We start from the raw sequence: 25,690 nt of genomic DNA on the forward strand, positions 1-25,690 counted from the left end.
GGGCGATAAAGGCCTTGGCGGCGGCGTGCAATCGCTTTGTCGCTTTTACGCCTCTTCCGGCAAGGGGATGAGCTTGCCGGGGTTCATGATGCCCTTGGGGTCGAACGCGGCTTTGATGGCGCGCAGGGCGGATATCCGCGCCGGGCTGGCCAGCCGTCCCAATTCGGCGCGCTTCATCTGGCCGATGCCATGTTCGGCCGAAATAGACCCGCCTGCCGCTACGACGGCGTCATGGATGAAAGCGTTGATCGCCCGTCCATGCGCCGCGATCCACGCCGGGCCGTCGCTGGTTCCCTTTGGCGCGCGGACATGGAAATGGACATTGCCGTCGCCGAGATGGCCGAAGGATGAGGCCGTGGTGCCGGGAAAGTGGGCCTGCGCCGCCTGCGCCGCGTCGATCATGAAGGCTGGCATCCGCGCGACCGGCACGCTGATGTCATATTGCAGCGCTGGCCCTTGCGCCTTTTCCGATTCCGACAAGGATTCGCGGATTCGCCAAAAGGCATCGGCCTGCGCTTCATTGGCGGCGATGGCGGCATCAATCGCGATACCCCGCTCGAACGCATCGGCCAGCGCGCTTTCCAGCCGTTCGCTCGGCCCTGGTTCACGCATGTCATTATGATCAACCTCGATCAGCACATGCCAGGGCGTGCGTGTCTCGATCGGACTGCGCGTGCCGGGGATATGTCCCAGGACGAAGCCCAACGTCTCGTCGGCGATGACTTCGAAACCCTCCACGCTATCGCCCAGCCGCGCCTCGACCAGGCGCAGTAGTGCCAGTGCCTCGGCTGGGGTTTCGACTCCCACCCAGCCAACCGCACGCGCCGCAATGGCGGGGACCAGTCGTAATGCGGCTGCCGTAACGATGCCCAGCGTGCCTTCCGCGCCGATCAAAAGCTGTTTGACGTCATAGCCACGATTGTCTTTCTTCAGCGCATCCAGCCCGTCGAAAATGCTTCCATCGGGCAGCACCGCTTCCACCCCCTCGACCAGCGCGCGCATCGTGCCATGCCGCAGCACCTGCGTCCCGCCCGCATTGGTAGATACAAGCCCGCCGATCGTGGCCGACCCCTTCGCGCCCAGGCTGAGCGGAAAGCGTCGCCCCACGTCCTCGGCCGCGTCGTGCAGGACGCTCAGGATGACGCCCGCTTCGCACACCGCCAGATTATCGTCAGCCGACAGGCTGCGGATCGCATTCATCCGGCGCAGCGACAGAATCAGCGCCGATCCATCAGCGGGCGGCGTCGCCCCCCCGACCATCGACGTATTGCCGCCCTGCGGTACGAGCGCGACGCCAAGGTCGGCAGCCAGCGCGACCGTCGCCGCCACCTCCTGCGTCGAAGCGGGTGCCAGGATCGCCGCCGCTGCGCCATGATAGCGGCCGCGCCAATCGCTGGTCCAGGGCGTGATATCCTCCGGGTCGGTGACGACGCCCTTGGGGCCGAGCAGCGATGTGAAGCGGGTGATGATGGACGGTTCGATCATGGGACACATCTATGCCCGGAAATTCATCGACGGTTCAACCATTGGTCGATAGCGTGTTGTTCCCAAAAGGGGTCCGCTTTGTTTCATTCGATGATGTTGCTCCTCGCCGCGCCTGCCGCCCAGTCCGTGGAATGGGCGCAATTGACGATCGAACGGCGTGTAATCGTGCGCGTGCCGATGGCGAGCAAAGGCAAGGTTCCGCCGCCTGTTTCGCCCGATACGGCGAAGGACTGGGATGAGAAAAAGGGGCCGCGCTGCATCGCGTTGCGCTCCATTCGCGCCGCCAGCATCATCGTCCGCAATGGCGTCGATCTGATTTTGGCGGATCAGCATCGTTACCGCGCGCGGCTGGAGAAAGGCTGCGATTCGGCAGGCTTTTATTCGGGTTTTTATGTTGAGCCGCACGCCGATGGATCGCTTTGTTCGGGGCGCGACGAATTGCAGGCGCGCAGCGGCATGAGCTGTGCGATCGACAGTTTCCGCCGCCTCGTCGCCGCCGACGACTGATTGCGATCCTTAAGGCCCCAAATTACGGGATTTTCTTGACAAGTGGCCGATATTTCCGCAATGCGCGGCCGATTTCCATCGTGCGGACTGGCAGGATGGGGCAACCTCCTGATCCCGGACCATTGAATGACTTTTGCCGATCTCGGCCTTTCCGACGAATTGCTCAGGGCCGTAACCGAATCCGGTTACGACACGCCCACCCCCATTCAGGCGCAGGCAATTCCTTCCGTCCTGATGATGCGCGACATCATCGGCATTGCGCAGACGGGAACGGGCAAGACGGCCAGCTTCGTGCTGCCGATGATCGACATTCTCGCCCATGGCCGCAGCCGCGCGCGGATGCCGCGCTCGCTGATCCTGGAGCCGACCCGCGAACTCGCCGCCCAGGTGGCGGAAAATTTCGAGAAATACGGCAAATATCACAAACTTTCGATGGCGCTGCTGATCGGTGGCGTGTCGATGGGCGACCAGCTCGCGGCGCTCGAAAAGGGCGTGGACGTGCTGATCGCGACGCCGGGCCGCCTGATGGACCTATTCGGTCGCGGCAAAATCATGCTCAACGGCTGCTCGCTGCTCGTCATCGACGAAGCCGACCGGATGCTCGACATGGGCTTCATCCCCGATATCGAGGAAATCTGCACCAAGCTGCCCGCGCAGCGCCAGACGCTCCTGTTTTCCGCGACGATGCCGCCGGTCATCAAGAAGCTGGCCGACAAATTCCTCTCCAACCCCAAGTCGATCGAAGTCGCGCGCCCAGCAAGCGCCTCGATCAACATAACCCAGCGGTTGGTGAAGGTCGATGCGCGTAAGAAGCGGACTGTCCTCGCCAAAATGCTGGCGGAGGCCGACGTCACGAGCGCGGTGATCTTCTGCAACCGCAAAACCACGGTGCGGGATCTCAACAAGAGCCTGCAACGGGACGGCTTCAAGTCGGGCGAAATCCATGGCGATATCGACCAGGGGTCGCGCATCGCCGAACTGGAACGCTTCCGCGCCGGCACCGTCAACATCCTCGTCGCGTCCGACGTCGCGGCGCGCGGGTTGGACATCAAGGGTGTCAGCCATGTGTTCAACTATGACGCGCCCTGGCATCCGGACGATTATGTCCACCGCATCGGCCGCACCGGCCGCGCGGGTGCCAGCGGCGTCGCCTACACCTTCGTCACCGAAGCGGATGCCGAAGCGATCGACAATATCCAGAAGCTGATCGGCACCAAGATCGAAGTCGTGGGCGCTGCCGAAGCGATCGCCGCGGTTGAACCGGCAAAAAGCGAAACGGCAGAAGAAGCACCCCGCCGCGCCCCACGCGGCCGCAAGCCCGCCCGTGCCAAAGAACCGCAGGCGCAAGCGCCCAGCGAGGAAGCGCCCGTCACGGCGGAGCCCGCCGCCCAACCGATCCGCGAAGCCCGCCCACCCCGCGCGCCGCAGCAAAACCGTGGTCGCCGCAACGAAATGGCCGATGACGGCCCCGACGATGGCTGGAACGGCCCGGTTCCCGAATTCCTGAACTTCGGCTTCGACGCCTGAATTTTTTGGGGGGCGACGGGCTGTAAGCCTGTCCGCCAACGCGCAAGCCCAGCACGACGGCGGCAAACCATAAACCAACCTCATCCCCCCTCCCGCAAGCGGTAGGGGCGACTGGTGTGGCTCGTAAGTAAGCAACCATTTTTGCCATTAGCGCGAAGAATAATTTTGCCCGAAGCCGGAAGTTGTGAAAGCAAATGTCCTTGGTAGAACGGTTCCATCGCAGGCTCCGCTACGCAGCATCGGTCTAGCCATTTGGGAATTATCGGTCGAGTGACAGGTTTTGCGATTTTGTTTCTAGCGACCGCTGCATTTTGTGCATGGCTGGTTGTCCGCGCGTTTAAAACGGGCAGGGTCACTCATGAGGCGGTCACAGCTGTCCGCACAAAGCAACCCTTACTATTTTGGCTGACGACGGGATTTTACGCTATAATGGGCACGATATTTTGTTATGCGGCCTTCGGCGTTTGGAATTCATGATAGATAGATGACTGGGCTGCCAGCGGCCTAACAAGTGACCACTTTTTGCACATATTTGACAAGAGCCGACAGTCGCGCTCCCAACCCTTGCCGTCATGCCGGGCTTGACCCGGCATCCATTGGCTCAACCGTTTGGTGTTACTGAGAGGGGGAGGCTCATGGACCCCGGATCAAGTCCGGGGTGACGATTTTTGAGAAGCATCTTCCCACCCAAAACCGCCATACCCCCTCACAACAACCCCTTAGCCCGCATGCTCACATGCCCCTGCGCGCCGACGATGATATGGTCATGCACGGCGATGTTCAGCCGCTTGCCCGCCTCGATGATCTGCCGCGTCACCTCTATGTCCTGACGACTGGGTTCGGGCGAGCCGCTGGGATGGTTGTGGACCAGGATCAGCGCCGCCGAACCCAGGTCGATCGCGCGTCGTATAACCTCACGGACATAGATGGCCGCCTGGTCGATCGACCCATCGCCCATATTCTCATCGCGGATCAGCATGTTGCGGGTGTTCAGGTGCAGCACGCGCACGCGCTCCACCCCCAGATGCGCCATGTCGGCGCGCAGATAGTCGAGCAGCGCCTGCCAACTCGCCAGCACCGGCCGCGCCGCGACCTCGTTGCGCAGCATCCGCAGCGCGCTCGCCTGCACGATCTTGATCGCGGCGACGCTGGTGTCGCCCATGCCCGGCACCCGCGCGATCGCATGCCAGTCCGCCGCCATCAGCCCGCCTATGCCGCCAAATTCGCGCAGCAACGCCTTGGCCAGCGGCTTGGTGTCGCGCCGGGGAATCGCCAGCGCCAGCAGATATTCGATCAGTTCATGATCGTGCAGCGCGTCTCCGCCTGCCTCCGCCAGCTTCTGGCGCAGCCGTGCCCGGTGGCCTGCGCCGTCATGCGTGACTTTTGCGTCCTGCTCGGCCAAGCTCGCCCCCTTGCTACCGACCATGACGCTATGCGTTGCGGAATCGCGGGGCAAGGATATTTAGGACGGGTCGGACGTTCTGGTCCCGTCACGGACCACAGAGTGTCGCACGAAAGCCGGGGTTGGCCATAAGCATGGAAGAACAGGACGGCGAAGAGGCGATTCGCCGGGGTTGGCTGCGCTGGCTGGGTGTCGGCACGGGTACGCTTGCGCTGGTGCTGGTTGGGTTGTGGACGCAGCGCGCGCCGATCGCCGAAAATTTCGTCGGCCGTGAACTCAACCGGCGCGGCGTTCGGGCCAATTACGACCTGGTCGATGTGGGACTGCGCACCCAGCGGATCGAGGATATCGTGCTGGGCGACCCCGCCAGGCCGGACCTGACCGCCGACTGGGTCGAAGTCGATATCGCCTTCACCGGGGTAACGCCCGAAGTGGCCGCGGTGCGGGCAGGGGGCGTGCGCCTCCATGGCAGTTACAAGGATGGCAAGCTGAACCTCGGCGAGCTGGACAAATTCAGCGATCCCAATTCTACCGCGCCGTTCAGCCTGCCCGACATCCTCCTGTCGCTCACCGACGCCCGGCTGCGGCTGGATACCGATGCGGGCCAGGTCGGCCTGCGGATTGACGGCACTGGCGGGCTGCAATCCGGCTTTGACGGGAAGGTCGCCGCCGTTATGCCGCGCGGGACCATGGCGGGTTGCGCGATGACCGATGGCAGCGCGCTGCTCGATATCGCCATGCGCCAGGGGCAGCCGCATCTGACCGGCCCCGTCCGCGCGGCGGCTTTTGCGTGTCGCGAGGCCGCCACCGCGATCGCGCATCCGGTTGCCGTCATCGACCTGACGCTGGGCAAGGCGTTCGAACGCTGGACCGGCCATGTCGACCTGTCGGGCGAAGCGCTCAAGTCCAACGGCCTGGTTCTCGCCAGCCCGGCAGGCCGCATTGATTTCGACGGCGGCAAGGCCGGGTCGCAAGGCCGCGCCCGTATCAACGCGGCCACGCTGGCGGGTGGTGGTAGTTTGATCGAGCGGGCCGCGCTCAACGGCGCCTGGACGGTCAAGACTGGCGAAGCGACGATGCAGGGCGATCTGTCGGGCCGCAACATTCGCCTCGCGTCGCGCGAATCGCTCGCCGCTTTCCGCAAATCGACGGCGGGCACCCCTGTCGCCCCGCTGGCGGCGCGCTTCGCAGACGCCATGGCGCAGGCAGGGGACAATAACCAACTCCGCACGAATTTCGCGCTCGTGCAGCGCGGTGCAAAGGGCAGCTTCGTCCTCACCAACAGCCGCTTGGCCGCCCGCAGTGGCGCACAGGCCGCGCTCTCGCCCGATGGCCGCGTGACGCTGGGTTGGCCGGGGCAGGGGCGAACAGCGCTCGATTGGGTGCTCGACGGGGCCATCACGACGCGGGGCGGCGGCTTGCCCCAGGCCGCGCTGCGTCTTGTACGCCGGTCCGGTGGCGGTCTCGGCGGCGACCTGTTCATTGATCCCTATGCGGCGGGCAATGCGCGCCTGGCGCTCGACCGCGTTCGCTTCACTGCTGCGTCCGATGGTACGACTCGCTTCGCCACATCGCTCCGGCTCGATGGTCCGTTGCCCGACGGCTATCTGCGCGGCCTGATGCTACCGATCGAAGGGCAACTCGCCGCCAATGGCGCGCTGCGCATCAATCCGCGCTGTGTTCCTCTTTCTGTGACCGAAGCCCGCTATGGCAGTTTCGCTATCGGCCAGACCCGCCAGACCTTGTGCCCGCTCGACGGCGGCGCATTGTTCGCCATGGGGGCTGGCGGCATGAGCGGCGGTGCGGACATCCGCAAACTCGCCCTCTCTGGCACGAGTGGCGATAGCCCCATGCGCCTGACCGCCGACCATGCCCGCATTGCGCTCGGTCAGACCGGCTTCGCCCTGGCCAATGCCGACCTGTCGATCGGCCCGCAGGACGCGCCGGTCCATCTCACCGCCGCCAGCCTGGACGGCCGCATGACCGCCAAGGGCTTCGGCGGCAAGGCCAGCGGCGCAGGAGGGCAAATCGGCACCGTCCCGTTGATCCTCGAACAGGGCAACGGCGATTGGCGCTTCGACAATGGCGCGCTCGCCTTCCGCGCCGCCATGACCGTGCGCGATTCGCAGGTGCCTGCTCGCTTCATCCCGCTCGCCGTGCCGGATTTCACGCTGACGATGAAGAATAGCCGGATTACCGCCACCGGCACGCTAACCGCATCCCGCAATGGCGCGACCGTCGCCCGCACCGACATTGTCCATAATCTGACCAATGGCAAAGGCCATGCCGACCTGACCGTGCCCGACCTGGCCTTCGGTCCCGATCTTCAACCCGAAGATGTGACCCCGCTGGCGCTAGGCGTTGTCGCGAATGTGAAGGCCAAGGTGAACGGGCAGGGCCGGATCGACTGGACCGGCTCCGATGTGACGTCCACCGGCACCTTCCGCACCGACAATGCCAACCTCGCGGCCGCCTTCGGTCCGGTCGAGGGGCTGAGCGGCGAATTGCATTTCACCGACCTCATCAATCTCGTCTCCGCCCCCGGTCAGGAAGCGCGAATCCAGTCCGTCAATCCGGGCATAGAAGTGCGCGACGGCATCGTGCGCTATCGGCTGGAAGCGGGGCAGAAGGTGCGGATCGAAGGCGGCGGCTGGCCCTTTTCCGGCGGCGAGCTGGTGCTTCTTCCTACCACCATGGATTTCAGTGCCGACGTCGATCGCTACATGACCTTCCGCGTCATCGGCCTTGACGCGGGGGCTTTCATCCAGGCGATGGAACTGGATAATGTCTCCGCCACCGGCACGTTCGACGGCATCATGCCGCTGATCTTCAATGCGCAGGGCGGCCGTGTCGCGGGCGGCGTGCTGGTCGCGCGACAGGAGGGCATGGCACCTCTGCTCATGCCCGAAGGCGTGCTACCCTCCATTCCCTGCGACCCCGCGCGCCAGTCCGGCGTCCTGTCCTATGTCGGTCCGGTGTCTAACGAGCAACTGGGGGCGATGGGCCGCATCGCCTTCGACGCGCTCAAGAATCTCCAATATAAATGTCTGACAATCCTGATGGATGGCGCGCTCGACGGCGAAATGGTTACCAATGTGGTATTCAACGGCGTCAATCGCGGGCAACTGGGCGGCGCGCCGGGGGGATTGGCCCGCAATTTTGTCGGCCTGCCCTTCATCTTCAACGTGCGCATTTCGGCGCCATTTCGCGGGCTTATGAGCACAGCCCAATCCGTCATTGATCCAACCCAGACGATCAGGGACGAAATCGGCAAGCAGGCGCAGGAAAAGATGCGTGCGGGATCGGCGGAAGGGCTTGCGGTTCAGCCTGTGGACAGCGACAAGATGGCAAACGGGGAGCCGAAATGACGAAACACACGATCATCATGGCCGGATTGGCCGCATCGGCTCTGGGGGGCTGCATCCAGGTGAAGGCCCCCGACAAACCGATCGAGATCAATCTGAACGTGAAGGTGCAGCAGGAAGTCGTGGTGCGTCTGCAACGCGATGCCCAGGACTTGATTCAGAATAACCCGGAGTTGTTCCCGCAATGACACGCAAGATCCTGATGTTCGCTGCTGGCGCCATGGTGGCGCTGGCGACCGGATTGGTAATGACGACACCGGCGCGCGCGCAGTCCGGTGCCGTCGCATCGGCCATGGCTGACGGCAGCGTTGGCGAACAGGCTGACGGGTATCTGGGCATTGCCGGGACGGTTAGCGCTGCCGTCCGCTCCGAAGTCGAATCGATCAACATCAAGCGACGCGCGGCCTATACGCAGCTTGCCAGCCAGCGCGGTGTCACCGTGCAGGACGTCGCCGCCGCCACGGGTTGCCAGACGCTCAGCAGCCGGGTCAAGACCGGCCAGGTCTATCGGATTGGCGCAGGCGCGTGGCAGACGAAGGGGGCAGGCGCGATCGCACTCCCTTCCTATTGCGCGACCGCAGGCTAACCATTCAATAATCCTCCCCTTGTAGGGGAGGTGGCTGGCCAGAGGCCAGACGGAGGGGTGTCCCCCTATCGAGAAGGTGACACCCCTCCACCATTTGCTACGCAAACGGTCCCCCTCCCCTTGCAGGGGAGGATTATGGTTTGATCTGGTGGCTTGTAAAATCCCGCTCTGGCGGACTTTTCTCATTCCTTCGTCCAGGGCTTCAATCTCTGGCCCAACCATGGTTGACTATCCGCAATCGCCTTTCTAAACGGGCCGCGCCTTGACGGGTGCAGCCGCAAGCGCCATGCCGCCTGCCATAAGGGGTCAACCCCCGGTGGAGGACGAACATGGTTGCGGAGACACCCGGACAGGACCCGACAGGGGAAGACGCGCGGATCGCTTCGTTGGAGGAGCGGATCGCACGGGCTGAATCTGTCGAAAAGGTCAGGCAGGGGGCTACTGAGCAAGCGGCGGACGATGGGTCTCGCCTCGGCAACAGGGTTCTGGCGGAACTGATCGGCGGTCTTGTCGGCGGTGCGTTGATCGGCTGGGTTTTGGACCGGCTGCTCGGCACATCCCCATGGCTCCTGCTTGTTTTCCTCGGTCTTGGGATCGTGGCGGCGTTCAGGAACATCATCAGATTGACGACGATAAAGCGTCCCCCGCAATAAGGGACGCTTTCTTCTTAGTCCGACGGCAAGACGTTACAGGGGTCCAGCGTGGCAGAATCCGGCAAAATCGATCCGATGCACCAGTTTGCGATCGAACCCTTGTTCGGTACGGATCAACTGTCGATCGGCGGTTTCAACATCGCCTTCACCAACAGCGCACTCTATATGGTGCTGGCCGCTGTCGTGCTGTGGATCTTCGTGATCGGCGGCATGAAGCGCGAATTGGTGCCGGGTCGCTGGCAGATGGCGGTCGAATATATGACCGGCTTCATCAAAAATCTGCTGATCGCGAACGTTGGTGAGGGCGGCAAGAAATATATCCCCTACGTCTTTTCGCTCTTCATGTTCATCCTGCTGGCGAACTTGCTGGGTCTGCTGCCGCTGGGTCTGGTCGGGCTTCACCCCTTCACCTTCACCAGCCATTTCACCGCGACCGGCGTGTTGGCGATCATGAGCTTCTCGATCGTCCTGATCGTCGGCTTCGCCAAGCATGGCTTCCACTTCTTCTCGCTCTTCATTCCGCACGGCACGCCCGCGCTGATGGTGGCGCCGCTCTTCCTTATCGAACTCGTCTCCTTCATGGTGCGTCCGTTCAGCCTGGGCCTGCGACTGTTCGTCGCGATGACCGCTGGCCACGTCCTGCTGAAGGTGCTTGCCGGGTTCGTCATCAACAGTGCAAATGCGTCGCCCGCTCTGGGCCTGACGGTCGGCACGGCCAGCTTCATCCTGATGATTGGCATCAGCGCGCTGGAAATGCTGGTCGCGGTCATCCAGGCTTATGTGTTCGCGCTGCTGACCTCGGTCTATCTCAACGATGCCGAGAACCTGCACTGAGTTTCATCTAGTTTCGTCAACATTATCATTATTCTAACGAAGGAGTTTACGACATGGACGCAGAAGCCGCAAAGCTGCTCGGTGCTGGCCTGGCCGCCATCGGTGCGGGCATCGCTGCCCTCGGTGTGGGCAACGTGTTCAGCGCGTTCCTCGAAGGCGCGCTGCGCAATCCGGGTGCCGCTGATGGCCAGCAGGGTCGTCTGTTCATCGGTTTCGCCGCGGCGGAACTTCTGGGTCTGCTGGCGTTCGTTATCGCCATGATCCTGGTGTTCGTGGCCTGACACGCCTTACGGGACGGGCAGGGCGGCCTTCACGCCGCCACGCTCGTCCCGCACTATTGACCGCGCCCTGATCGGACGGAAAAAATGCCTCAAATCGCGCAAATTGCCGAAACCTACTCCAGTCAGATATTCTGGCTGCTGTTGACCTTCGGCTTCGTATTCTTCGTCATTGGCCTCGGCATGGTGCCCAAGGTGCAGGGGACGGCGGACGCGCGCGACGCGAAGATCAGTGGTGATCTGGACGCGGCAAAGGCTGCCTTTGCCCGCGCGGACGAAGCGGAAGCGGACTATCGTGTCCGTGACGCGGAAAGCCGCGCCGCTGCGCAGGCGATGCTCGCCAAGGCAAAGAGCGAAGCCGCCAAGGCTTCAGAAATCAAGCTTGCCGCCGCCGATGCGGAGGTTGCTGCGAAGATCGCAGCCGCCGAAGCCCGCATCCAGGTTGCCTCCACCGCAGCCCTGGCAGAAATCGAAACCGTCGCCGCCGAAGCAGCGCGCGACATGGTGGCTCGTATTTCCGGCGTGGAAGCGTCGGACGATGCAGCCCGCAACGCAGTAAAGGCGGCACTGGCCCATGGCTGAGGCAGCAGCACAGCATTCGGCGGAAACGCCCCCGACCTTCAATCAGGCAATCCATTCCGAAGGGCTGGAGCCGGTCGGCACCGTCGCGCATGAAGGCGTGGTTCCGCATACTGACCCGGAAGCGGTCGGGATGGATGCCACCGCCTGGGTGAGCCTCGCCATGGCGGCGTTCATCGCGATCCTGTTGTTCAAGAAGGTGCCTGCCCTCATTGGCGGCGTGCTGGATGGCCGGATCGCGCAGATCAAGGAACAGTTGGCCGAAGCCACCCGTCTGCGGGCCGAAGCCGAAGCGCTCAAGGGCGAATATGAAGCCAAGCTGGCTGCTGCAGCCGGTGAAGCCGATGCCATGCGCAAAGCTGCCGAGCATGAGGCCGAAGGGCTGATCGCCGACGCCAAGGTGAACGCCGATGCGCTGATCGTCCGCCGCCAGAAAATGGCCGAGGACAAGATCGGCGCGGCTGAACGCGCCGCCATCATCGCCATTCGCGCCAAGGCCGTGAATGCCGCCACCATGGCCGCAGCGGTTCTGATCGCCCAGGGTCATGATGCGCAGGCGGACAAGGCGCTGGTCGATCGCGCGATCACGGGGCTTGGCACGATCAACTGATCAGTCCTGATCACCGCAACACAAGAGGGCCGGAGGCAACCCTGGCCCTTTTGCGTTGCGGCCCGGCGGGACAGAACGGCCCTGTCCTACACGCGCCAATCTGTGCCATAACCATGCCACCGCGCAATCTCGTCCGCTTTTCGATAGGATCAGGGTTGGGACATAAAATGTCCGATTCTGCGGGAAATATGCGAAGTTAAGCGCGATGACTTGAAGTCTAATCGTCATTGCGAGCGCAGCGAAGCAATCCACCGGCACCACCATGGATTGCTTCGCTTCGCTCGCAATGACGAAATGGGGTTAACCTCAAGTCATCCGGCTCTAAAGGCGCGGCTTCCTATTTCACGGCCATTGCGATCCCGGCGGCGCACGCTATTTCATCCCCATGTCGCAACCCCAATCTCCCGACCGTTTCAACGAAGACAAGGCCAGCTACACGGTGCGGGGGTCCGGCGCGCCCGATCTCGATCAGGGCGTCGAAGTGATCCGCACCACGCTCAAGACGCTGCCGACGCGGCCCGGTGTCTATCGGATGCACGATACGCGCGGCGATGTGCTCTATGTCGGCAAGGCGCGCGCGCTCAAGAATCGCGTCGCCAACTATACCCAGGTTGATCGGCTGCCGCGCCGCCTGCAACGCATGGTCGCGCAGACGCGCAGCATGACCATCGTCACCACCAACAGCGAAGCAGAAGCGCTATTGCTGGAGGCGCAACTGATCAAGCGCTACCGCCCGCCCTATAATGTCCTGCTGCGCGACGATAAAAGTTTCCCCTTCATCCTGTTGCGGGAAGATCATGCCTTTCCCCGCGTCCAGAAGCATCGCGGCGCGCGCAAGGCGCAGGGGCGCTATTATGGTCCCTTCGCCAGCGCAGGGTCAGTCACGCGCACGATCAATGCGCTGCAAAAACTGTTCCTGCTCCGCTCCTGCACCGACAGCTTCTTCGCCAACCGCTCGCGGCCCTGTCTGCTCTATCAAATCAAGCGCTGCTCGGCCCCCTGCGTCGATCGGATCGACCCGGACGGCTATGCCGAACTGGTCCGCGATGCGCAGGACTTCTTGGGTGGCAAGTCCACCGCCGTCCAGAAGAAGCTCGGAACCGCGATGCAGGCGGCGTCCGACGCGATGGACTTTGAACAGGCCGCCGTCATTCGCGACCGTCTCAAGGCACTGACTTTCATTCAGGGGAGCCAGGCGATCAATGCCGAGGGGCTGGGTGACGCCGACATTTTCGCGCTGGCGGCAAAGGGCGGGGCGATGTGTATCCAGGCCTTCTTCATTCGCGGCGGCCAGAATTGGGGCCATCGCAGCTTCTTCCCGGTCCACACCGCCGACGTCGCCGAAGATGAAGTGCTCGCCAGTTTCATGGCGCAATTTTACGAGGAAGTGCCGCCACCCAAGCTGGTGCTGACCGATCGCGCGCCCGCCGAGTGCGACCTGATCGCCCAGGCGCTGACCGAACGCATCGGCAGCAAGGTCCGCATCGAAGTGCCCCAACGCGGCGACCGCACCCGCCTGATCAAACAGGCGCAGCGCAACGCGGTCGAGGCGCTCGACCGTCGCCTCGCCGAAACCACCAGCCAGGGCAAAGTGCTGGACGATATGGTCGAGGCCTTCGGGCTGGAGGGCATACCCGACCGTATCGAAATCTACGATAACAGCCACATTCAGGGTGCCCACGCACTGGGGGCGATGGTCGTCGCGGGGCCGGAAGGCTTCCGCAAAAATGCCTATCGCAAGTTCAACATGAAAGACCCCGTCATCTCGAACGATGATTTCGCGATGATGCGCGACATGTTCGAACGGCGCTTCGGCCGTGCCCAGCGCGAAGACCCGGATCGCGACAGCGGCGAATGGCCCGATCTCGTCCTGATCGACGGCGGCAAGGGCCAGCTATCGGCCGCGCGCACGATGCTGGAGGAAATGGGCATTGAGGACGTCACCATGATCGGCGTGGCCAAAGGGCCGCATCATGGCCGCGATGGCCGCGAGGTGTTCCACTTGATGGACGGTCGCGAAGTCACCTTCCCGATCAACCATCCCGTCCTCTTCTACCTGCAGCGGCTACGTGATGAGGCGCATCGCTTCGCCATCGGCGCGCACCGGGCCAAGCGGAGCAAGGCGATCACCGTCAGTTCGCTCGATGAAGTGCCAGGTATCGGCCCGGCCCGCAAGAAGGCGCTGCTGATGCATTTCGGCACCGCCCGCGCTGTCCGTGACGCCGCGCTGGAAGATCTGGCGCGCGCGCCCGGCGTCTCAACGGCGGTAGCGCAGCAGGTCTATGACTATTTTCACGGCTGAGGCGGCAAAGGCCAGCCAGTTGCAATTCTCGTACATTATGCTACATGCAATGGGCTGACGTCCTTTGAAGACGATCTATGTTTCCTCCTCCGGCCCTTATTGTGCGTGGACGGGGTCTGTCTCGAAGCCTTCGCTTCTCTTCAGTTCATGGGTCGCTCCGGCGACACTCTAGCCATGCGTTCGTTATTGCACGCCGCATGTTCATTTTATGGCGGCAAAGGCCGTCCAGGATTCGATGACTATTATTTTTCCTTCCTCTACCCGTTCCGCACTTGCTCATGGGCTTGATCGCCTTTCGCCGACCCACCGCGTCGCATCGCCGTTGACCGGCCTGTTGAGCAATCGCGAATTGAAGAAAATCGTGGCCGATATGGTCGACTGACACTGTGCCGGGCACCGCGTTTGCGGTGCCCGGCTTTCTATCGTTACTCTCTACTGAAAGGCACATTATGAGCAGGGAAACCCTCAAACCATTTTTGATCAGCAAGAATGAAGAAGGCGCATTCCGCCTGACCGTCCGCGACACCCGCTTCAATTCGCAGGGCTATCCGATCGTCACCGCGACGATGCAGGACGAAATTTTCAAGTCGGCCTCGGCTGCCCGCGCCTATGCGCGTGATAATTTCAAGGCCGAACCGGGCCAATATTCGACCAAGTAAGCCGACAGGATAGCGGGCGGATGCGTAGCTAGGGCCGATTGGTGCCAACGCTCGTCACCCCCGCTCTCGTCTGCGCCTTGCGTCCCCATGGCGAACATGGGGCCATCGCCCGCCTGCTGACCCCAGACCATGGTCTGGTTGCAGGCTATGTGCGCGGTGGACGATCCCGCCTGATGCGCCCCGTGCTATTACCGGGCAACAGCGTCATGGCGACATTCCGCGCCCGGACCGAGGACCAACTCGCCGGGCTGACGGTCGAAATGGCGCACAGCCGCGCGCCCCTCCATGCCGAACCTCTACCTGCCGCCGCCATCGACTGGAGCTGCGCGCTCACCGCTGCGGCCCTATCCGAAGGTACGCCCCATCCTGCGCTATATCGCGCGCTCGACGGCGTCTTGGGTGCCATCGAGGCGGCACCGGCGGCGCGCGGCTGGGCGGTCGCCTTGGTGCGCTACGAATTGCTGCTATTGGCGGAACTCGGCTTTGGCCTTGATCTCAGCCGATGCGCTGCCTTGGGTGATGCCGACGATCTTGCCTATGTCAGCCCGCGCAGCGCGGCGGCGGTCAGCCGTGCGGGTGCGGTCGGCTATGAGCATCTCCTCCTGCCGTTGCCGCCCTTCCTGCTCGCGGGCGGAACCGGCGAATGGGCCGACATCATGGATGGCTTTGCCCTGACCGGCTTCTTTCTGGCGCGTTCGGTCCTGACCGATCGGCGCATCGATGTGCTGGCCGCTCGCGAAAGGCTGGTCGATCGCCTGAAAAGGGCGGTTGCCTGACTGTCCCTGCTTCCATAAGGGGCAAGCGACCTATTTGGTAAGGAGCTTCCCATGTTGATCGCCCTGTTCCCCGGAGATGGCATCGGCCCCGAAATCGTCGATCAGGCGAAGCGGGTGCTGGATGCGCTGGCGATTGACGGCCTCACCTATGAGCATGGGTTGGTCGGCGGTGCCGCTTACAAGGCGGTCGGTCATCCGCTGCCGCCTGAAACGCTGGAGATCGCCAAACGGGCCGACGCTATCCTTTTTGGCGCAGTCGGCGATCCCGATTGCGATGCCCTCGAACGCCATCTGCGCCCCGAACAGGCGATTTTGGGCCTGCGCAAGGAACTGGGCCTCTTCTCCAACCTCCGCCCGGCCAAGGTTTTCCCCGAACTGGCGGGCGAATCCGCGCTCAAGCCCGAAGTCGCAGGCGCGATCGACCTGCTGATCGTGCGCGAAACCAATGGCGACGTCTATTTCGGCGAAAAGGGCTTCCGCACCACCGCCGATGGCCAGCGCGAGGGCTATGACGTCATGTCCTATAATGAGGGCGAGGTGCGCCGCATCGCCCATGCCGGTTTCCAGGCCGCCCGCGCCCGGCGCGGCAAGCTTTGTTCGGTGGACAAGGCCAATGTGCTGGAAACCAGCCAGCTCTGGCGCGACGTGGTAATCGAAGTGTCGGCCGACTATCCCGACGTCGCATTGAGCCACATGTATGTGGACAATGCCGCGATGCAGCTGGTCCGCAACCCCGGCCAGTTCGACGTCATCGTCACCGGCAACCTGTTCGGCGACATTTTGTCGGATCAGGCGAGCATGTGCGTCGGCTCCATCGGCATGCTGGCATCGGCGACGCTCAACGGCAGCGGCCAGGGACTCTACGAGCCGATCCACGGCTCTGCCCCTGACATTGCGGGCACCGGCAAGGCCAATCCGCTCGCGACGGTGCTGTCGGCGGCGATGCTGCTGCGCTATTCGCTGGGGATGGCCGATCAGGCCGACCGGATCGAACGGGCCGTTGCCAAGGCGCTGGCAAACGGCGCGCGCAGCCCCGATCTGGGTGGCACGATGACGACGGTGCAAATGGGTGACGCGGTGCTGGCGGCGCTGGACTGAGGAACAGACGATGAAGCGGAAAAGCGGGCAAGACCCTGAAATCACCAAGCATTGGAAGCCCGCGACGATCGCGGTGCGGGGCGGCACGGCGCGCACCGAATATGGCGAAACGTCCGAAGCGCTCTTCCTGAGCAGCGGCTATTGCTATGACCGGGCGGAGGATGCCGCCGCGCGCTTTGCCGGTGAGCAGCAAGGCATGACCTATAGCCGCCTGCAAAACCCCACCGTTGAGATGCTGGAACAGCGTATCGCATTGCTGGAAGGCGCCGAGGCCTGCCGCGCTACCGCGACCGGCATGGCGGCGATGACGGCAGCGTTGCTGTGCCAGTTGTCGGCGGGCGACCATGTCGTCGCGGGCAAGGCGTTGTTCGGCTCCTGCCGTTGGTTGACCGATACGTTGCTGCCCAAATTCGGCATCGAAACGACCACGGTCGACGCCACCGACAATGGCGCATGGGAAGCGGCGATCCGGCCCAATACCAAGGTCTTTTTCTTCGAAACCCCTGCCAACCCGACGATGGACGTCGCCGACATGGCGGCGATCTGCGCCATTGCCAAGGCGCATGGTATCACCAGCATCGTCGACAATGCCTTCGCTACCCCTGCGCTGCAGCGGCCGATGGAATTTGGTGCGGATGTCGTGGCCTATAGCGCGACCAAGATGATGGACGGGCAAGGCCGGGTGCTGGCCGGCGCGATCTGCGGCACGCGGGAATGGATCACCAATACGTTGCTGCCCTTCCACCGCAACACCGGGCCGACGCTCAGCGCTTTCAACGCCTGGGTCGTGCTCAAGGGGCTGGAGACGCTGGACCTGCGGATCAGGCGGCAGAGCGAAAATGCACTCAAGGTCGCTACATTCCTCGAAAGCCGCGTCGCCAAGGTGCTGTATCCGGGGTTGGAGAGCCACCCGCAACATGCGCTGGCGATGCGCCAGATGGACATGGCCGGGCCAATCTTCTCGCTCTATGTCGGCGGTGGCCGTGCCGAGGCGCATGGGCTGCTCAACGGGCTGCAACTGGTCGATATCAGCAACAATATCGGCGATTCGCGCTCGCTGATGACGCATCCTGCCTCGACCACCCATTATGGCATGGCAGAGGCTGCGCGGCTGGAAGTCGGGATCACTGAAGACATGCTGCGGCTCAATGTCGGGCTGGAGGATGCAGACGATGTGATCGCCGATCTGGATCAGGCATTGCGGACGATCGGGCGTTGACGGGCAAGGGGGTAAGGGCGCATTCGTAAGGCCGTGAACGCGCTTTTCCCCTTCCACGCCAAGACGCAGGACGTCATCGTCCATGTCGCCGTTTCCTTCCTGCCCGAACAGTCGGAGCCGGACCGGGGCCGCTGGTTCTGGGCCTATCATATCCGCATCGAAAATCAGGGGACTCAGCCGGTCCAGTTGCTGACCCGGCATTGGGTCATCACCGACGGGCGCGGTGCCCAGCATCGGGTCGATGGCGACGGCGTGGTCGGCGAACAACCGGTGGTGCAGCCGGGCAAAAGCTATGACTATGTCTCCGGCTGCCCGCTCAACACCCCGACCGGGTCGATGAAGGGCAGTTACCGCATGATCGGTGTCAGCGGCGAGACGTTCGAGGTCGCCATCCCCCATTTCGCGCTGATTGCGCCTGCGGTGGCCGAATGAAGCGGACGCATTTGCCGCTCAACGGCCTGCGCGTGCTGGATGCAGCCGCTCGGCATTTGTCGTTCACGCGCGCGGCGGACGAACTGGCCGTGACGCCTGCGGCGGTCGGTCAGCAAATTCGCGCGCTGGAGGACTTGCTGGGCGTGGTGCTGTTCCGCCGCACGCCCAAGGGATTGGAACTGACGCCCGAAACCGAAGCGGGCCTCGATGCCCTGCGCGCCGGTTTCTTGGAGTTTGAGGATGCCGTGCGGGCGATGCAGGCGGGCCAGGCGAGCAGCGCACTAACCATCGCCGCGCCGCGCGACATCACCGCCAAATGGCTCCAGCCGCGCCTGGCCGCCTATGCCGCGCACCAGCCGGATCTCACGTTCCAATTGATCGCAGCGGACGAGGCGCTCGACTTTACCGAAGCCAATCTCGACCTTGCGCTGCGCCTGACCGATGCGGCGGGCGAGCATGAAGGGGTGAAGCTGGGCGAGGCGGCGTTCGTCACGGTGGAAGCGGCCCAAGGCGGGCCGGAACAGCGGATCGACTGGCCCGGTTGCCCGGCGGGGGACAAGCCCGCGATCATCCGTGTCGCCGATGGCGGGCTGGCGATCGAGGCGGCGGCCAATGGCTTTGGCCGGGCGCGGGTGCCGTTGCTGCTGGTGCAGGCCGATCTGGCTGCCGGCCGGGTGCGGCAGGTCGGGGAGGCGATGCCGAGTTTGCTCAGCTACTGGCTGATCGCGCCCTTGCCGCAATGGCGACAGAAGAAGGTCAAGGCGCTGGTCGAGGCGCTGTTGACCTGACCACAGGCTGACGCTTATTCGGCCATCAAGTTGAGCGCGCGGGTCATCAACGCTACGAACCGTGCTTCGTCCAGGCGGGCGGCGGGATTGTTCCAACTCGCACTGATTGCGCGCCATTGCCCATCACTGCGTCGTGCAAGAAAGTTCATGGCCATCACGCCGGGTTCGCTACCCCCCTTATAGCCAAGATAGGCCCAGCGCCGCGCATCGGCAGGGGCGACGCCGGGTTCAATCGCCATGATCGGCAATGCGTCGCCGCCATGGATGCGCAACCAGTCGAGTTGCGCGATCATGTCGGTCGCACTGGCGAACCATTCAATATCTCCGATCGCGGTCGGGGTTTCGGCGACACTACCGACATCCACCTTGTCGGCGGTCAGGCGGGACGCCGCATCGCGCAGCAGCGCCCGGCGCGAGTCGGGGGGTGCCGTTACATAGAGCCGCCGCAGGTCGGCATTGGCGGGCATTTTGAGCGCAAAGGCTTCGGCGGTGGTGAGCAGGGGCAATGTCCGATCCGGGTTGGCATGCCCGGTCGTCGCAAGCATCGCATCCACCTTGTCGCGGCCCAGCGCCAGCAGCAGCGTATCGGTGGCGCTATTATCGCTTTCGGCGATCATCGCGGTGGCAAGGCTATGCAGCGTCATCGGCGCGCGGTCTGGCCAGTGCAGCAGACGACCCGAAAAGCTTTTCGGGCCGAGCGGAATGACATCACTCCATCGCCGCTCGCCGGCTTCTACCGCGCGCGCCAGTTCGGAAAGGATGGTCAGCTTGAAGCTGGAACCGATGGCCATCGCGGCATCGGCGCGATGCGCCGCTTGTAGCTGGGGCGGACCGTTACCCAATGTCGCCACCGCGAAGCTGGTCACGCCGGGCAGCGCGGCGATCTCCGCCAAGACCTTGGCCATGCTGTCATTAGCCGTTCGCGCACCCACGATGCGCAGACCCACGACGCGGCCCGGCGGCTGGGGCGCGACGACCAGCGTGAAGCCGACCGTAGCCCGCTCGTAACGGATTTCGACTTGCCCAGCGGTAGCGCTGTCTTGCCGGACGGCCCCCAGCGTAAGCGGCTTGCCATGCTGCGCGCGCAAATCAGCAGCAACGGCGCGCCAGCGATCTACGGGGACGGAGTCAAGGAAGAGTGAGGAAAAATAGGCGGGCTCGTCACCGGGTGCAGTGAGGAGTCGGAGCAGTTGCTCGGCGCGGGCTTGATAGCTTGGATTAGGGGCTGCGGAGGCGGGGAGGGCTACACGCAACAGCAGCAAGAGCGTTGCAAGAACCCGCGCCACCATGGCTATGCGCCCCGACAAAGCCACTCCCCTTCAGGGGAGGGGTTGGGGGTGGGGGCCATCCTCCAAGTGAAGAGCGGGAGGATGTTGAGATGGATTTCCTGCGCCTCAGGCATCGATCGCTTCTTCATCCACCGCGGCCGCATTCTCCTGAATGAACGCAAAGCGATGCGCCGGATTGGTCCCCATCAGGCGATCGACCAGGTCACGCACGCCCGCACGCTCTTCGACATCGGCGGGCAGGGTGATGCGGATCAGCATCCGCGTCTTGGGGTCCATTGTGGTCTCGCGCAACTGCATCGGGTTCATCTCGCCCAGCCCCTTGAAGCGGCTGACATCGACCTTCTTGCCCTTGAATTCCTTGGTCTGCATCAGCGCATCGCGATGGGCGTCATCCTTGGCATAGGCGCTCTTGCCACCCGCGACGAGGCGATAGAGCGGTGGCTGGGCGAGGTAGAGATGGCCGCGCCGCACCAGTTCGGGCATTTCCTGAAAGAAGAAGGTCATCAGCAGCGTCGCGATATGCGCGCCATCGACATCGGCGTCGGTCATGATGACGATACGCTCATAGCGCAGATGGTCGGGATTGCAGTCCTTGCGCGTGCCACAGCCCAGCGCCAGGATCATGTCGGCAATTTCCTGATTGGCCAGGATCTTCGCATTATTGGCCGATGCGACGTTCAATATCTTGCCGCGCAGGGGCAGGATCGCCTGCGTCTTGCGGTCGCGTGCCTGCTTGGCGGAACCGCCCGCCGAATCGCCTTCGACCAGAAAAATCTCAGCGCCTTCGGGATCATCGTTGGAACAGTCCGTCAGCTTGCCGGGCAGGCGCAGCTTGCGCGAATTGGTCGCGGTCTTGCGCTTGACCTCCTTCTCCTGCTTGCGCTTCAAACGCTCGTCCATGCGGTCGAGCACATAGGCCAGCAGCGCCTTGCCCCGGTCCATATGGTCGGTCAGATAATGGTCGAAATGATCGCGCACGGCATTTTCCACCAGACGCGCGGCCTCCGGCGATGTCAGTCGATCCTTGGTCTGGCTCTGGAACTGCGGCTCGCGGATGAATACCGACAGCATGATTTCCGATGACGTCATGATGTCATCGGCGGTGATGTCCTTCGCTTTCTTCTGCCCCACCAGGTCGGCAAAGGCGCGAATGCCCTTGACCAGCGCAGCGCGCATCCCGGCTTCATGCGTGCCGCCATCGGGCGTCGGGATGGTGTTGCAATACCAGCTATAGCTGCCATCCGACCAGAGCGGCCAGGCCACGGCCCATTCGACCCGCCCTGCGGCATCGGGAAAATCCTGATTGCCTGCGAAAAACACGCTGGTCGCGCATTCGCGGTCGCCGACCTGTTCCTTGAGATGATCGGCAAGGCCACCGGGGAACTGAAAGACAGCTTCGGTCGGGGTATCGTCGCTGACTAGCTCCGGCGCGCATTTCCAGCGGATTTCGACGCCTGCAAACAGATAGGCCTTTGACCGAGCCAGCCGATGCAGGCGCGCGGGCTTGAACTTCTGTTCGCCGAAAATTTCAGTGTCAGGGGTGAAACTGACCGACGTGCCGCGCCGGTTGGGCGCGCCGCCGACCTTTTCCAGCGCAGTGACGGGCAGCCCTTGGGAGAAGCTTTGGCGGAACAGTTCCTTGTTCCGCGCAACCTCGACCACAGTGTTGCTCGACAGCGCGTTGACCACGCTGATCCCCACGCCATGCAGGCCGCCCGACGTGGCATAAGCCTTGTCCGTGAATTTGCCGCCCGAATGGAGCGTGGTCATGATCACTTCCAGCGCCGACTTGCCGGGAAATTTGGGATGCGGATCGACCGGAATGCCGCGGCCATTGTCGGTGATGGTCAACCGGTTGCCGGGTTCCAGCGTAATCTCGATCCGGGTGGCATGGCCCGCCACAGCCTCGTCCATGCTGTTGTCGAGCACTTCGGACGCGAGATGGTGCAGTGCCCGCTCATCCGTTCCGCCAATATACATGCCGGGGCGGCGGCGCACCGGCTCCAGCCCCTCCAGCACCTCGATGGCGGAAGCATCATATTGCGGAGCGGTCGATGGTGCGGCAGCGAACAGGTCTTCGGACATACACTAGCTATAGGCGGGCAGGCGTGGCGCGCAAGCATTGTGACATATGCGGCACAGCAACAAAAACTTACGATGAAACGTGAAACAAACCCCGCATTCAAACCGTTAGCGCCGTGCAAGAGGGTTATTGATGCCCCCAGGCGAGGAGAAATTTACATGAAGTTGAGCCATTTTGCACCGCTCGGTGCCACGCTGGCATTTGTGCTGGCTACCCCTGTGATGGCGCAGGACAGCGGCGCGGTCGATTGGACCGGCCCCTATGTTGGCGGTTCGTTCGGCTATAACTGGCAGAAGGGCGACGGCGAAGAACATATCCGGTTCGACGCCAACGGCGACGGCGAATATAATGACGTCATCAGGACCGGAACGGGTGCCAACGCCTTTTCGCCGGGCACCTGCGGCGGTTCGCGGCGCGGCACGACCCCTGACCTTGGTTGTAAGGGCGACAAGGATGCGATCGGTTGGATGGGACATGTCGGTTACGACCGCCAGTTCGGCAGCATTGTCGCTGGTGTGGTCGCCGAAGCAGGCAAGGCTTACATCAGTGATAGCGTGACTGAATATTCGACGACCCCGGCATTTTACGAAATGACCCGTCGGATTGATTGGAACGGTAACCTGCGCGCGCGCCTGGGTTACACCACGCCCGGCGGCATCATGCCCTACATCACGGGCGGTCTGGCCTATGCCAAGGTGAAGAACAGCTTTGCCACCAACAATGCGGCCAACAGCTTCACGGAAGTGAATGCCAAGGAAGACGCATGGGGTTACACCATGGGCGGCGGCATCGAAGCCAAGGTGTCTGATAATTTCTCGATCGGCGCCCGCTATCTTTGGACCCGCTATAATGTCGACGATTATCGCGTCGATGTCGGTGCAGGCAGTGCGCCTGCGAGCAACCCGTTCCGTCTCACGCCATCGGGCGGCGCAAGCATGAACCGTGGCGACAAGTTCGATACGCAAAGCGTCATGGTTACGACCAGCTTCCGATTCTGATGGAAAAAGGGCGGGGGCTTTCGCCTCCGCCCATTTCTATCGGACAGTAAAAAGGCCGCCTTTCGGGGCGGCCTTTTTTATAGCTTAAAGCCGGATGACTCGAAGTCGAATCGTCATTGCGAGCGCAGCGAAGCAATCCACCGGCACCACAATGGATTGCTTCGCTGCACTCGCAATGACGAAAAGGGGTGAACCTCAAGTCATCCGGCTCTAGCGGACGCGGGGGCCGCCAAATGGCAAAGGCGGCGGAGGCCGGCGCGTGCCGCGCGGTAGTTGCGCCTGATAGGCGCGGCCACAATGTTCGACGCAATAGGGGAAGCCCGGATTGACCGCCTCTCCACAAAAATGAAAGTCCGGCTCGCCCGGATGGCCCATCGGCCACTTGCAGATCCGCTCGGTCAGGTCGAGTAGCGACGTCTTGTCGGCAATTTCGGCACTGGGCTTGGCCGGGACGAGGCGACGCGGCGGCGCAGGCGGGATCGGCGCCTGCTGATCGCCCGGCCCCTGACGCAGGAATCCGCCGGGACCGACGGAAACAATGCGGGGCTGGGGCGGCGGTGTTGGCGCATCATTGGCGACAGGGTCGACCTTGGGTGGCGTAGCAACCTGCGATGGGCTGGGCGCGGCGGCCCGTGGCGGTACAGGCGCTGCAGCAGCGACCGGCGCGGGCGCGGGGCGCGCTGCGGGCGCTTCGGCTTCGACAGCGGCCACGGGTTTGCGGGCAGCGGCAGCCTTCTTCGGCGCGTCATTCGCCTTCACGGGGGACGGGCGCGATTGCAGGCCCAAGCGATGGGCCTTGCCAATCACCGCATTGCGGCTGACGCCGCCCAATTCTTCGGCGATCTGGCTGGCGGTCAGGCCGCGCTCCCACATCCCCTTGAGCTGGTCGATACGCTCGTCGGTCCAGGACAATGAAAAACTCCTCACAAATTCCAATATGCTTCCCTATATGGGAACGAGCGGGCGAGGTTCAAATCCTTGAACGGCGCGCTTGCAGCACAACACACCAGCCGATAGTCGATCCCATCATGAACGACCAGTCCAAAATTGCCCCCGTCACCCCGGTTGCGACGCCCTTCGCAGAGCCTGGCGTCGCTATGATTCGCAACATCAACTGGGCGGGAACCTGGGCGCTCTATCGCAAGGAAGTGCGCCGCTTCATGAAGGTGCAACTCCAGACGGTATGGGCACCGGCCATAACAACCCTGATGTTCCTCATCATCTTCATCGTTGCGCTTGGCGGCAGCGGCCGGACCGTGTCGCTCCGCGGCGAAGCGGTGCCCTTTGCTGATTTCATCGCGCCGGGCCTCATCGTCATGGGCATGATCAACGCCTGTTTCGCCAATGCCAGTTTCGCGCTGATGGTGGGCAAGGTGCAGGGCACCCTCGTCGATTATCTGATGCCACCCATTTCCGTGGGCGAATTGCTGTTCGCGCTGGCTGGATCGTCCGTCACGCGCGCGGTGTTCGTGGGCTGCGCCTTGTGGGGGGCGATGGCGCTGTGGCCCGGCGTCCATGTGACCCCGGCCCATCCGTGGGCGGTGGTCTGGTTCGGCTTGCTGGGCACCAGTTTCATCGCTTTTCTGGGCGTGCTGACCTCAATATGGGCGGAAAAGTTCGATCATGGCGCGGCGGTCACCAATTTCGTGATCGGCCCGCTGGCGCTGCTCTCAGGCACCTTCTACTCGATTGATCGCCTGCCGTCTTTCTTCCAGGCGATCAGCCATGCCAACCCCTTCTTCTACATCATATCGGGCTTCCGCTATGGCTTCGTCGCGGCGGCCGATACCAACATCGTCGTCGGCAGCATCGTGCTGCTGACGCTGAACCTGATCTTCGGCGGGCTATGCTATGCGCTGTTGCGCCGGGGCTGGAAGATCAAGGCCTGACTGGTCAGATGAAGGCGGCAAAGATCGGTACGACGAGCATGGCGACCCCGATCAGAAGTGCTGCCAATATCCAGTGATGCCAGCGGGGAAGGGAGCGGTCATCGCCGTGCCCTTCCTGCCATGGCCAGATCATAGAACCCTGATCACTGGGTTGCGCCACCACCGACCCTGGCGAGCGTGAACCCGGCCTCGGTGACTTCGGCGAGGGGGTAGATGTTGCGCAGATCGACGAGCGCATTGCCGTTCATCGCGGCGGCGAGGCGCTTCATGTCGAGCGCGCGGAAAATGTCCCATTCGGTGACCAGCACCAGCACATCGGCACCTTCTGCCG

At 63.2% G+C, this 25,690-nt stretch carries 27 protein-coding genes; 20 read left to right on the plus strand and 7 right to left on the minus strand.

What is annotated here, in order from left to right:
* Positions 1-45 precede the first annotated feature (45 nt).
* Entirely contained in the window at positions 46-1,485 is a 1,440-nt protein-coding gene (locus V2I08_RS16860) for an FAD-binding oxidoreductase (protein ID WP_349636092.1), read from the minus strand.
* A gap of 78 nt (positions 1,486-1,563) precedes the next feature.
* Between V2I08_RS16860 and V2I08_RS16865 the strand changes: the two genes are divergently transcribed.
* Together V2I08_RS16865 and V2I08_RS16870 are read left to right on the plus strand one after the other, a co-directional pair.
* Entirely contained in the window at positions 1,564-1,992 is a 429-nt protein-coding gene (locus V2I08_RS16865) for a hypothetical protein (RefSeq protein WP_349636093.1), read from the plus strand.
* A gap of 126 nt (positions 1,993-2,118) precedes the next feature.
* Complete coding sequence (locus V2I08_RS16870) at positions 2,119-3,519, plus strand: DEAD/DEAH box helicase (RefSeq protein WP_349636094.1); 1,401 nt, start codon at positions 2,119-2,121, stop codon at positions 3,517-3,519.
* Positions 3,520-4,225: 706 nt separating this feature from the next.
* Here the strand turns inward: V2I08_RS16870 and radC are convergent.
* The gene (radC, locus tag V2I08_RS16875; protein ID WP_405053663.1) at positions 4,226-4,945 is read right to left on the minus strand and encodes a DNA repair protein RadC; all 720 of its coding nucleotides are present in this window, start codon (positions 4,943-4,945) and stop codon (positions 4,226-4,228) included.
* A 110-nt stretch (positions 4,946-5,055) separates the two neighbouring features.
* Between radC and V2I08_RS16880 the strand changes: the two genes are divergently transcribed.
* From V2I08_RS16880 to V2I08_RS16955, 16 genes are all read left to right on the plus strand, one after another.
* Positions 5,056-8,289 carry a YdbH domain-containing protein gene (locus V2I08_RS16880; RefSeq protein ID WP_349636095.1) on the plus strand — a complete coding sequence of 1,078 codons (3,234 nt, stop codon included), beginning with the start codon at positions 5,056-5,058 and terminating at the stop codon, positions 8,287-8,289.
* Positions 8,286-8,474 carry a YnbE family lipoprotein gene (locus tag V2I08_RS16885; protein WP_349636096.1) on the plus strand — a complete coding sequence of 63 codons (189 nt, stop codon included), beginning with the start codon at positions 8,286-8,288 and terminating at the stop codon, positions 8,472-8,474. The genes V2I08_RS16880 and V2I08_RS16885 overlap by 4 nt, the downstream gene beginning before the upstream one ends.
* Positions 8,471-8,872 carry a YdbL family protein gene (locus V2I08_RS16890; protein WP_349636097.1) on the plus strand — a complete coding sequence of 134 codons (402 nt, stop codon included), beginning with the start codon at positions 8,471-8,473 and terminating at the stop codon, positions 8,870-8,872. Before V2I08_RS16885 ends, V2I08_RS16890 begins: the two co-directional genes overlap by 4 nt.
* 329 nt (positions 8,873-9,201) lie before the next feature.
* Positions 9,202-9,525, plus strand: coding sequence for an AtpZ/AtpI family protein (locus tag V2I08_RS16895; RefSeq protein ID WP_349636098.1), 324 nt, complete (start codon positions 9,202-9,204; stop codon positions 9,523-9,525).
* Between the two features lie 48 nt (positions 9,526-9,573).
* Entirely contained in the window at positions 9,574-10,359 is a 786-nt protein-coding gene (locus V2I08_RS16900) for a F0F1 ATP synthase subunit A (RefSeq protein ID WP_349636099.1), read from the plus strand.
* Between the two features lie 53 nt (positions 10,360-10,412).
* Complete coding sequence (locus V2I08_RS16905) at positions 10,413-10,640, plus strand: F0F1 ATP synthase subunit C (protein ID WP_006961951.1); 228 nt, start codon at positions 10,413-10,415, stop codon at positions 10,638-10,640.
* 84 nt (positions 10,641-10,724) lie between these two features.
* Complete coding sequence (locus V2I08_RS16910) at positions 10,725-11,219, plus strand: ATPase (RefSeq protein WP_349636100.1); 495 nt, start codon at positions 10,725-10,727, stop codon at positions 11,217-11,219.
* Positions 11,212-11,826, plus strand: a complete 615-nt coding sequence (locus V2I08_RS16915; RefSeq protein ID WP_349636101.1) for a F0F1 ATP synthase subunit B — start codon at positions 11,212-11,214, stop codon at positions 11,824-11,826. Before V2I08_RS16910 ends, V2I08_RS16915 begins: the two co-directional genes overlap by 8 nt.
* A 385-nt stretch (positions 11,827-12,211) precedes the next feature.
* Positions 12,212-14,128 (plus strand): excinuclease ABC subunit UvrC, encoded by a 1,917-nt coding sequence (uvrC, locus tag V2I08_RS16920; RefSeq protein WP_349636102.1) that lies wholly within the window; start codon positions 12,212-12,214, stop codon positions 14,126-14,128.
* A 208-nt stretch (positions 14,129-14,336) separates the two neighbouring features.
* The gene (locus V2I08_RS16925) at positions 14,337-14,510 is read left to right on the plus strand and encodes a hypothetical protein (RefSeq protein ID WP_349636103.1); all 174 of its coding nucleotides are present in this window, start codon (positions 14,337-14,339) and stop codon (positions 14,508-14,510) included.
* Between the two features lie 67 nt (positions 14,511-14,577).
* Complete coding sequence (locus tag V2I08_RS16930; RefSeq protein WP_037475622.1) at positions 14,578-14,787, plus strand: hypothetical protein; 210 nt, start codon at positions 14,578-14,580, stop codon at positions 14,785-14,787.
* 41 nt (positions 14,788-14,828) lie between these two features.
* Complete coding sequence (gene recO / locus V2I08_RS16935; RefSeq protein WP_349636104.1) at positions 14,829-15,563, plus strand: DNA repair protein RecO; 735 nt, start codon at positions 14,829-14,831, stop codon at positions 15,561-15,563.
* Between the two features lie 51 nt (positions 15,564-15,614).
* Positions 15,615-16,661 (plus strand): 3-isopropylmalate dehydrogenase, encoded by a 1,047-nt coding sequence (gene leuB / locus V2I08_RS16940; RefSeq protein ID WP_349636105.1) that lies wholly within the window; start codon positions 15,615-15,617, stop codon positions 16,659-16,661.
* 10 nt (positions 16,662-16,671) lie between these two features.
* Positions 16,672-17,880: an aminotransferase class I/II-fold pyridoxal phosphate-dependent enzyme gene (locus V2I08_RS16945; RefSeq protein ID WP_349636106.1), complete on the plus strand. Its 1,209-nt coding sequence runs from the start codon at positions 16,672-16,674 to the stop codon at positions 17,878-17,880.
* Between the two features lie 33 nt (positions 17,881-17,913).
* Positions 17,914-18,312: a Co2+/Mg2+ efflux protein ApaG gene (gene apaG, locus V2I08_RS16950; RefSeq protein WP_043151500.1), complete on the plus strand. Its 399-nt coding sequence runs from the start codon at positions 17,914-17,916 to the stop codon at positions 18,310-18,312.
* On the plus strand, positions 18,309-19,100 hold the full coding sequence (locus tag V2I08_RS16955; protein WP_349636107.1) for a LysR family transcriptional regulator: 792 nt from the start codon (positions 18,309-18,311) through the stop codon (positions 19,098-19,100). The genes apaG and V2I08_RS16955 overlap by 4 nt, the downstream gene beginning before the upstream one ends.
* A gap of 14 nt (positions 19,101-19,114) precedes the next feature.
* Here the strand turns inward: V2I08_RS16955 and V2I08_RS16960 are convergent, their stop codons facing one another.
* Both V2I08_RS16960 and parE read right to left on the minus strand, forming a co-directional pair.
* Positions 19,115-20,407, minus strand: a complete 1,293-nt coding sequence (locus V2I08_RS16960) for a serine hydrolase (protein WP_349636108.1) — start codon at positions 20,405-20,407, stop codon at positions 19,115-19,117.
* Positions 20,408-20,494: 87 nt separating this feature from the next.
* Positions 20,495-22,474: a DNA topoisomerase IV subunit B gene (parE, locus tag V2I08_RS16965; protein ID WP_349636109.1), complete on the minus strand. Its 1,980-nt coding sequence runs from the start codon at positions 22,472-22,474 to the stop codon at positions 20,495-20,497.
* Between the two features lie 156 nt (positions 22,475-22,630).
* Here parE and V2I08_RS16970 point away from each other — a divergent pair, with 156 nt between their 5' ends.
* A complete protein-coding gene (locus V2I08_RS16970; RefSeq protein ID WP_310227729.1) occupies positions 22,631-23,470 on the plus strand; it encodes an outer membrane beta-barrel protein in 840 nt (279 codons plus the stop codon).
* A 210-nt stretch (positions 23,471-23,680) separates the two neighbouring features.
* Here V2I08_RS16970 and V2I08_RS16975 read toward each other — a convergent pair whose 3' ends face one another.
* Positions 23,681-24,382 carry a GcrA family cell cycle regulator gene (locus tag V2I08_RS16975; protein ID WP_310227730.1) on the minus strand — a complete coding sequence of 234 codons (702 nt, stop codon included), beginning with the start codon at positions 24,380-24,382 and terminating at the stop codon, positions 23,681-23,683.
* A 116-nt stretch (positions 24,383-24,498) separates the two neighbouring features.
* Here V2I08_RS16975 and V2I08_RS16980 point away from each other — a divergent pair, with 116 nt between their 5' ends.
* Positions 24,499-25,359: an ABC transporter permease gene (locus tag V2I08_RS16980; protein ID WP_349636110.1), complete on the plus strand. Its 861-nt coding sequence runs from the start codon at positions 24,499-24,501 to the stop codon at positions 25,357-25,359.
* Positions 25,360-25,363: 4 nt separating this feature from the next.
* On the opposite strand, the gene V2I08_RS16985 is transcribed toward V2I08_RS16980, so the two are convergent.
* Positions 25,364-25,492, minus strand: coding sequence for a hypothetical protein (locus tag V2I08_RS16985; RefSeq protein ID WP_349636111.1), 129 nt, complete (start codon positions 25,490-25,492; stop codon positions 25,364-25,366).
* 10 nt (positions 25,493-25,502) lie between these two features.
* The coding region (locus tag V2I08_RS16990) for a UDP binding domain-containing protein (RefSeq protein ID WP_349636112.1) at positions 25,503-25,690 on the minus strand (188 nt) is incomplete at its 5' end.

Source organism: Sphingobium sp. MK2 (genome assembly GCF_040170545.1).
GTDB lineage: Bacteria > Pseudomonadota > Alphaproteobacteria > Sphingomonadales > Sphingomonadaceae > Sphingobium.

What these genes read in the sequence shown, in the direction of transcription:
- V2I08_RS16860 (WP_349636092.1), bottom strand. Translation starts at nt 1,485, where the DNA reads ATGATCGAACCGTCCATCATCACCCGCTTCACATCGCTGCTCGGCCCC.
- V2I08_RS16890 (WP_349636097.1), top strand. Translation starts at nt 8,471, where the DNA reads ATGACACGCAAGATCCTGATGTTCGCTGCTGGCGCCATGGTGGCGCTG.
- V2I08_RS16980 (WP_349636110.1), top strand. Translation starts at nt 24,499, where the DNA reads ATGAACGACCAGTCCAAAATTGCCCCCGTCACCCCGGTTGCGACGCCC.
- V2I08_RS16910 (WP_349636100.1), top strand. Translation starts at nt 10,725, where the DNA reads ATGCCTCAAATCGCGCAAATTGCCGAAACCTACTCCAGTCAGATATTC.
- radC (WP_405053663.1), bottom strand. Translation starts at nt 4,945, where the DNA reads ATGGTCGGTAGCAAGGGGGCGAGCTTGGCCGAGCAGGACGCAAAAGTC.
- V2I08_RS16905 (WP_006961951.1), top strand. Translation starts at nt 10,413, where the DNA reads ATGGACGCAGAAGCCGCAAAGCTGCTCGGTGCTGGCCTGGCCGCCATC.
- V2I08_RS16970 (WP_310227729.1), top strand. Translation starts at nt 22,631, where the DNA reads ATGAAGTTGAGCCATTTTGCACCGCTCGGTGCCACGCTGGCATTTGTG.
- V2I08_RS16915 (WP_349636101.1), top strand. Translation starts at nt 11,212, where the DNA reads ATGGCTGAGGCAGCAGCACAGCATTCGGCGGAAACGCCCCCGACCTTC.
- V2I08_RS16870 (WP_349636094.1), top strand. Translation starts at nt 2,119, where the DNA reads ATGACTTTTGCCGATCTCGGCCTTTCCGACGAATTGCTCAGGGCCGTA.
- V2I08_RS16985 (WP_349636111.1), bottom strand. Translation starts at nt 25,492, where the DNA reads ATGATCTGGCCATGGCAGGAAGGGCACGGCGATGACCGCTCCCTTCCC.
- V2I08_RS16930 (WP_037475622.1), top strand. Translation starts at nt 14,578, where the DNA reads ATGAGCAGGGAAACCCTCAAACCATTTTTGATCAGCAAGAATGAAGAA.
- V2I08_RS16880 (WP_349636095.1), top strand. Translation starts at nt 5,056, where the DNA reads ATGGAAGAACAGGACGGCGAAGAGGCGATTCGCCGGGGTTGGCTGCGC.
- V2I08_RS16895 (WP_349636098.1), top strand. Translation starts at nt 9,202, where the DNA reads ATGGTTGCGGAGACACCCGGACAGGACCCGACAGGGGAAGACGCGCGG.
- leuB (WP_349636105.1), top strand. Translation starts at nt 15,615, where the DNA reads ATGTTGATCGCCCTGTTCCCCGGAGATGGCATCGGCCCCGAAATCGTC.
- V2I08_RS16955 (WP_349636107.1), top strand. Translation starts at nt 18,309, where the DNA reads ATGAAGCGGACGCATTTGCCGCTCAACGGCCTGCGCGTGCTGGATGCA.
- V2I08_RS16885 (WP_349636096.1), top strand. Translation starts at nt 8,286, where the DNA reads ATGACGAAACACACGATCATCATGGCCGGATTGGCCGCATCGGCTCTG.
- V2I08_RS16925 (WP_349636103.1), top strand. Translation starts at nt 14,337, where the DNA reads ATGGCGGCAAAGGCCGTCCAGGATTCGATGACTATTATTTTTCCTTCC.
- V2I08_RS16945 (WP_349636106.1), top strand. Translation starts at nt 16,672, where the DNA reads ATGAAGCGGAAAAGCGGGCAAGACCCTGAAATCACCAAGCATTGGAAG.
- uvrC (WP_349636102.1), top strand. Translation starts at nt 12,212, where the DNA reads ATGTCGCAACCCCAATCTCCCGACCGTTTCAACGAAGACAAGGCCAGC.
- parE (WP_349636109.1), bottom strand. Translation starts at nt 22,474, where the DNA reads ATGTCCGAAGACCTGTTCGCTGCCGCACCATCGACCGCTCCGCAATAT.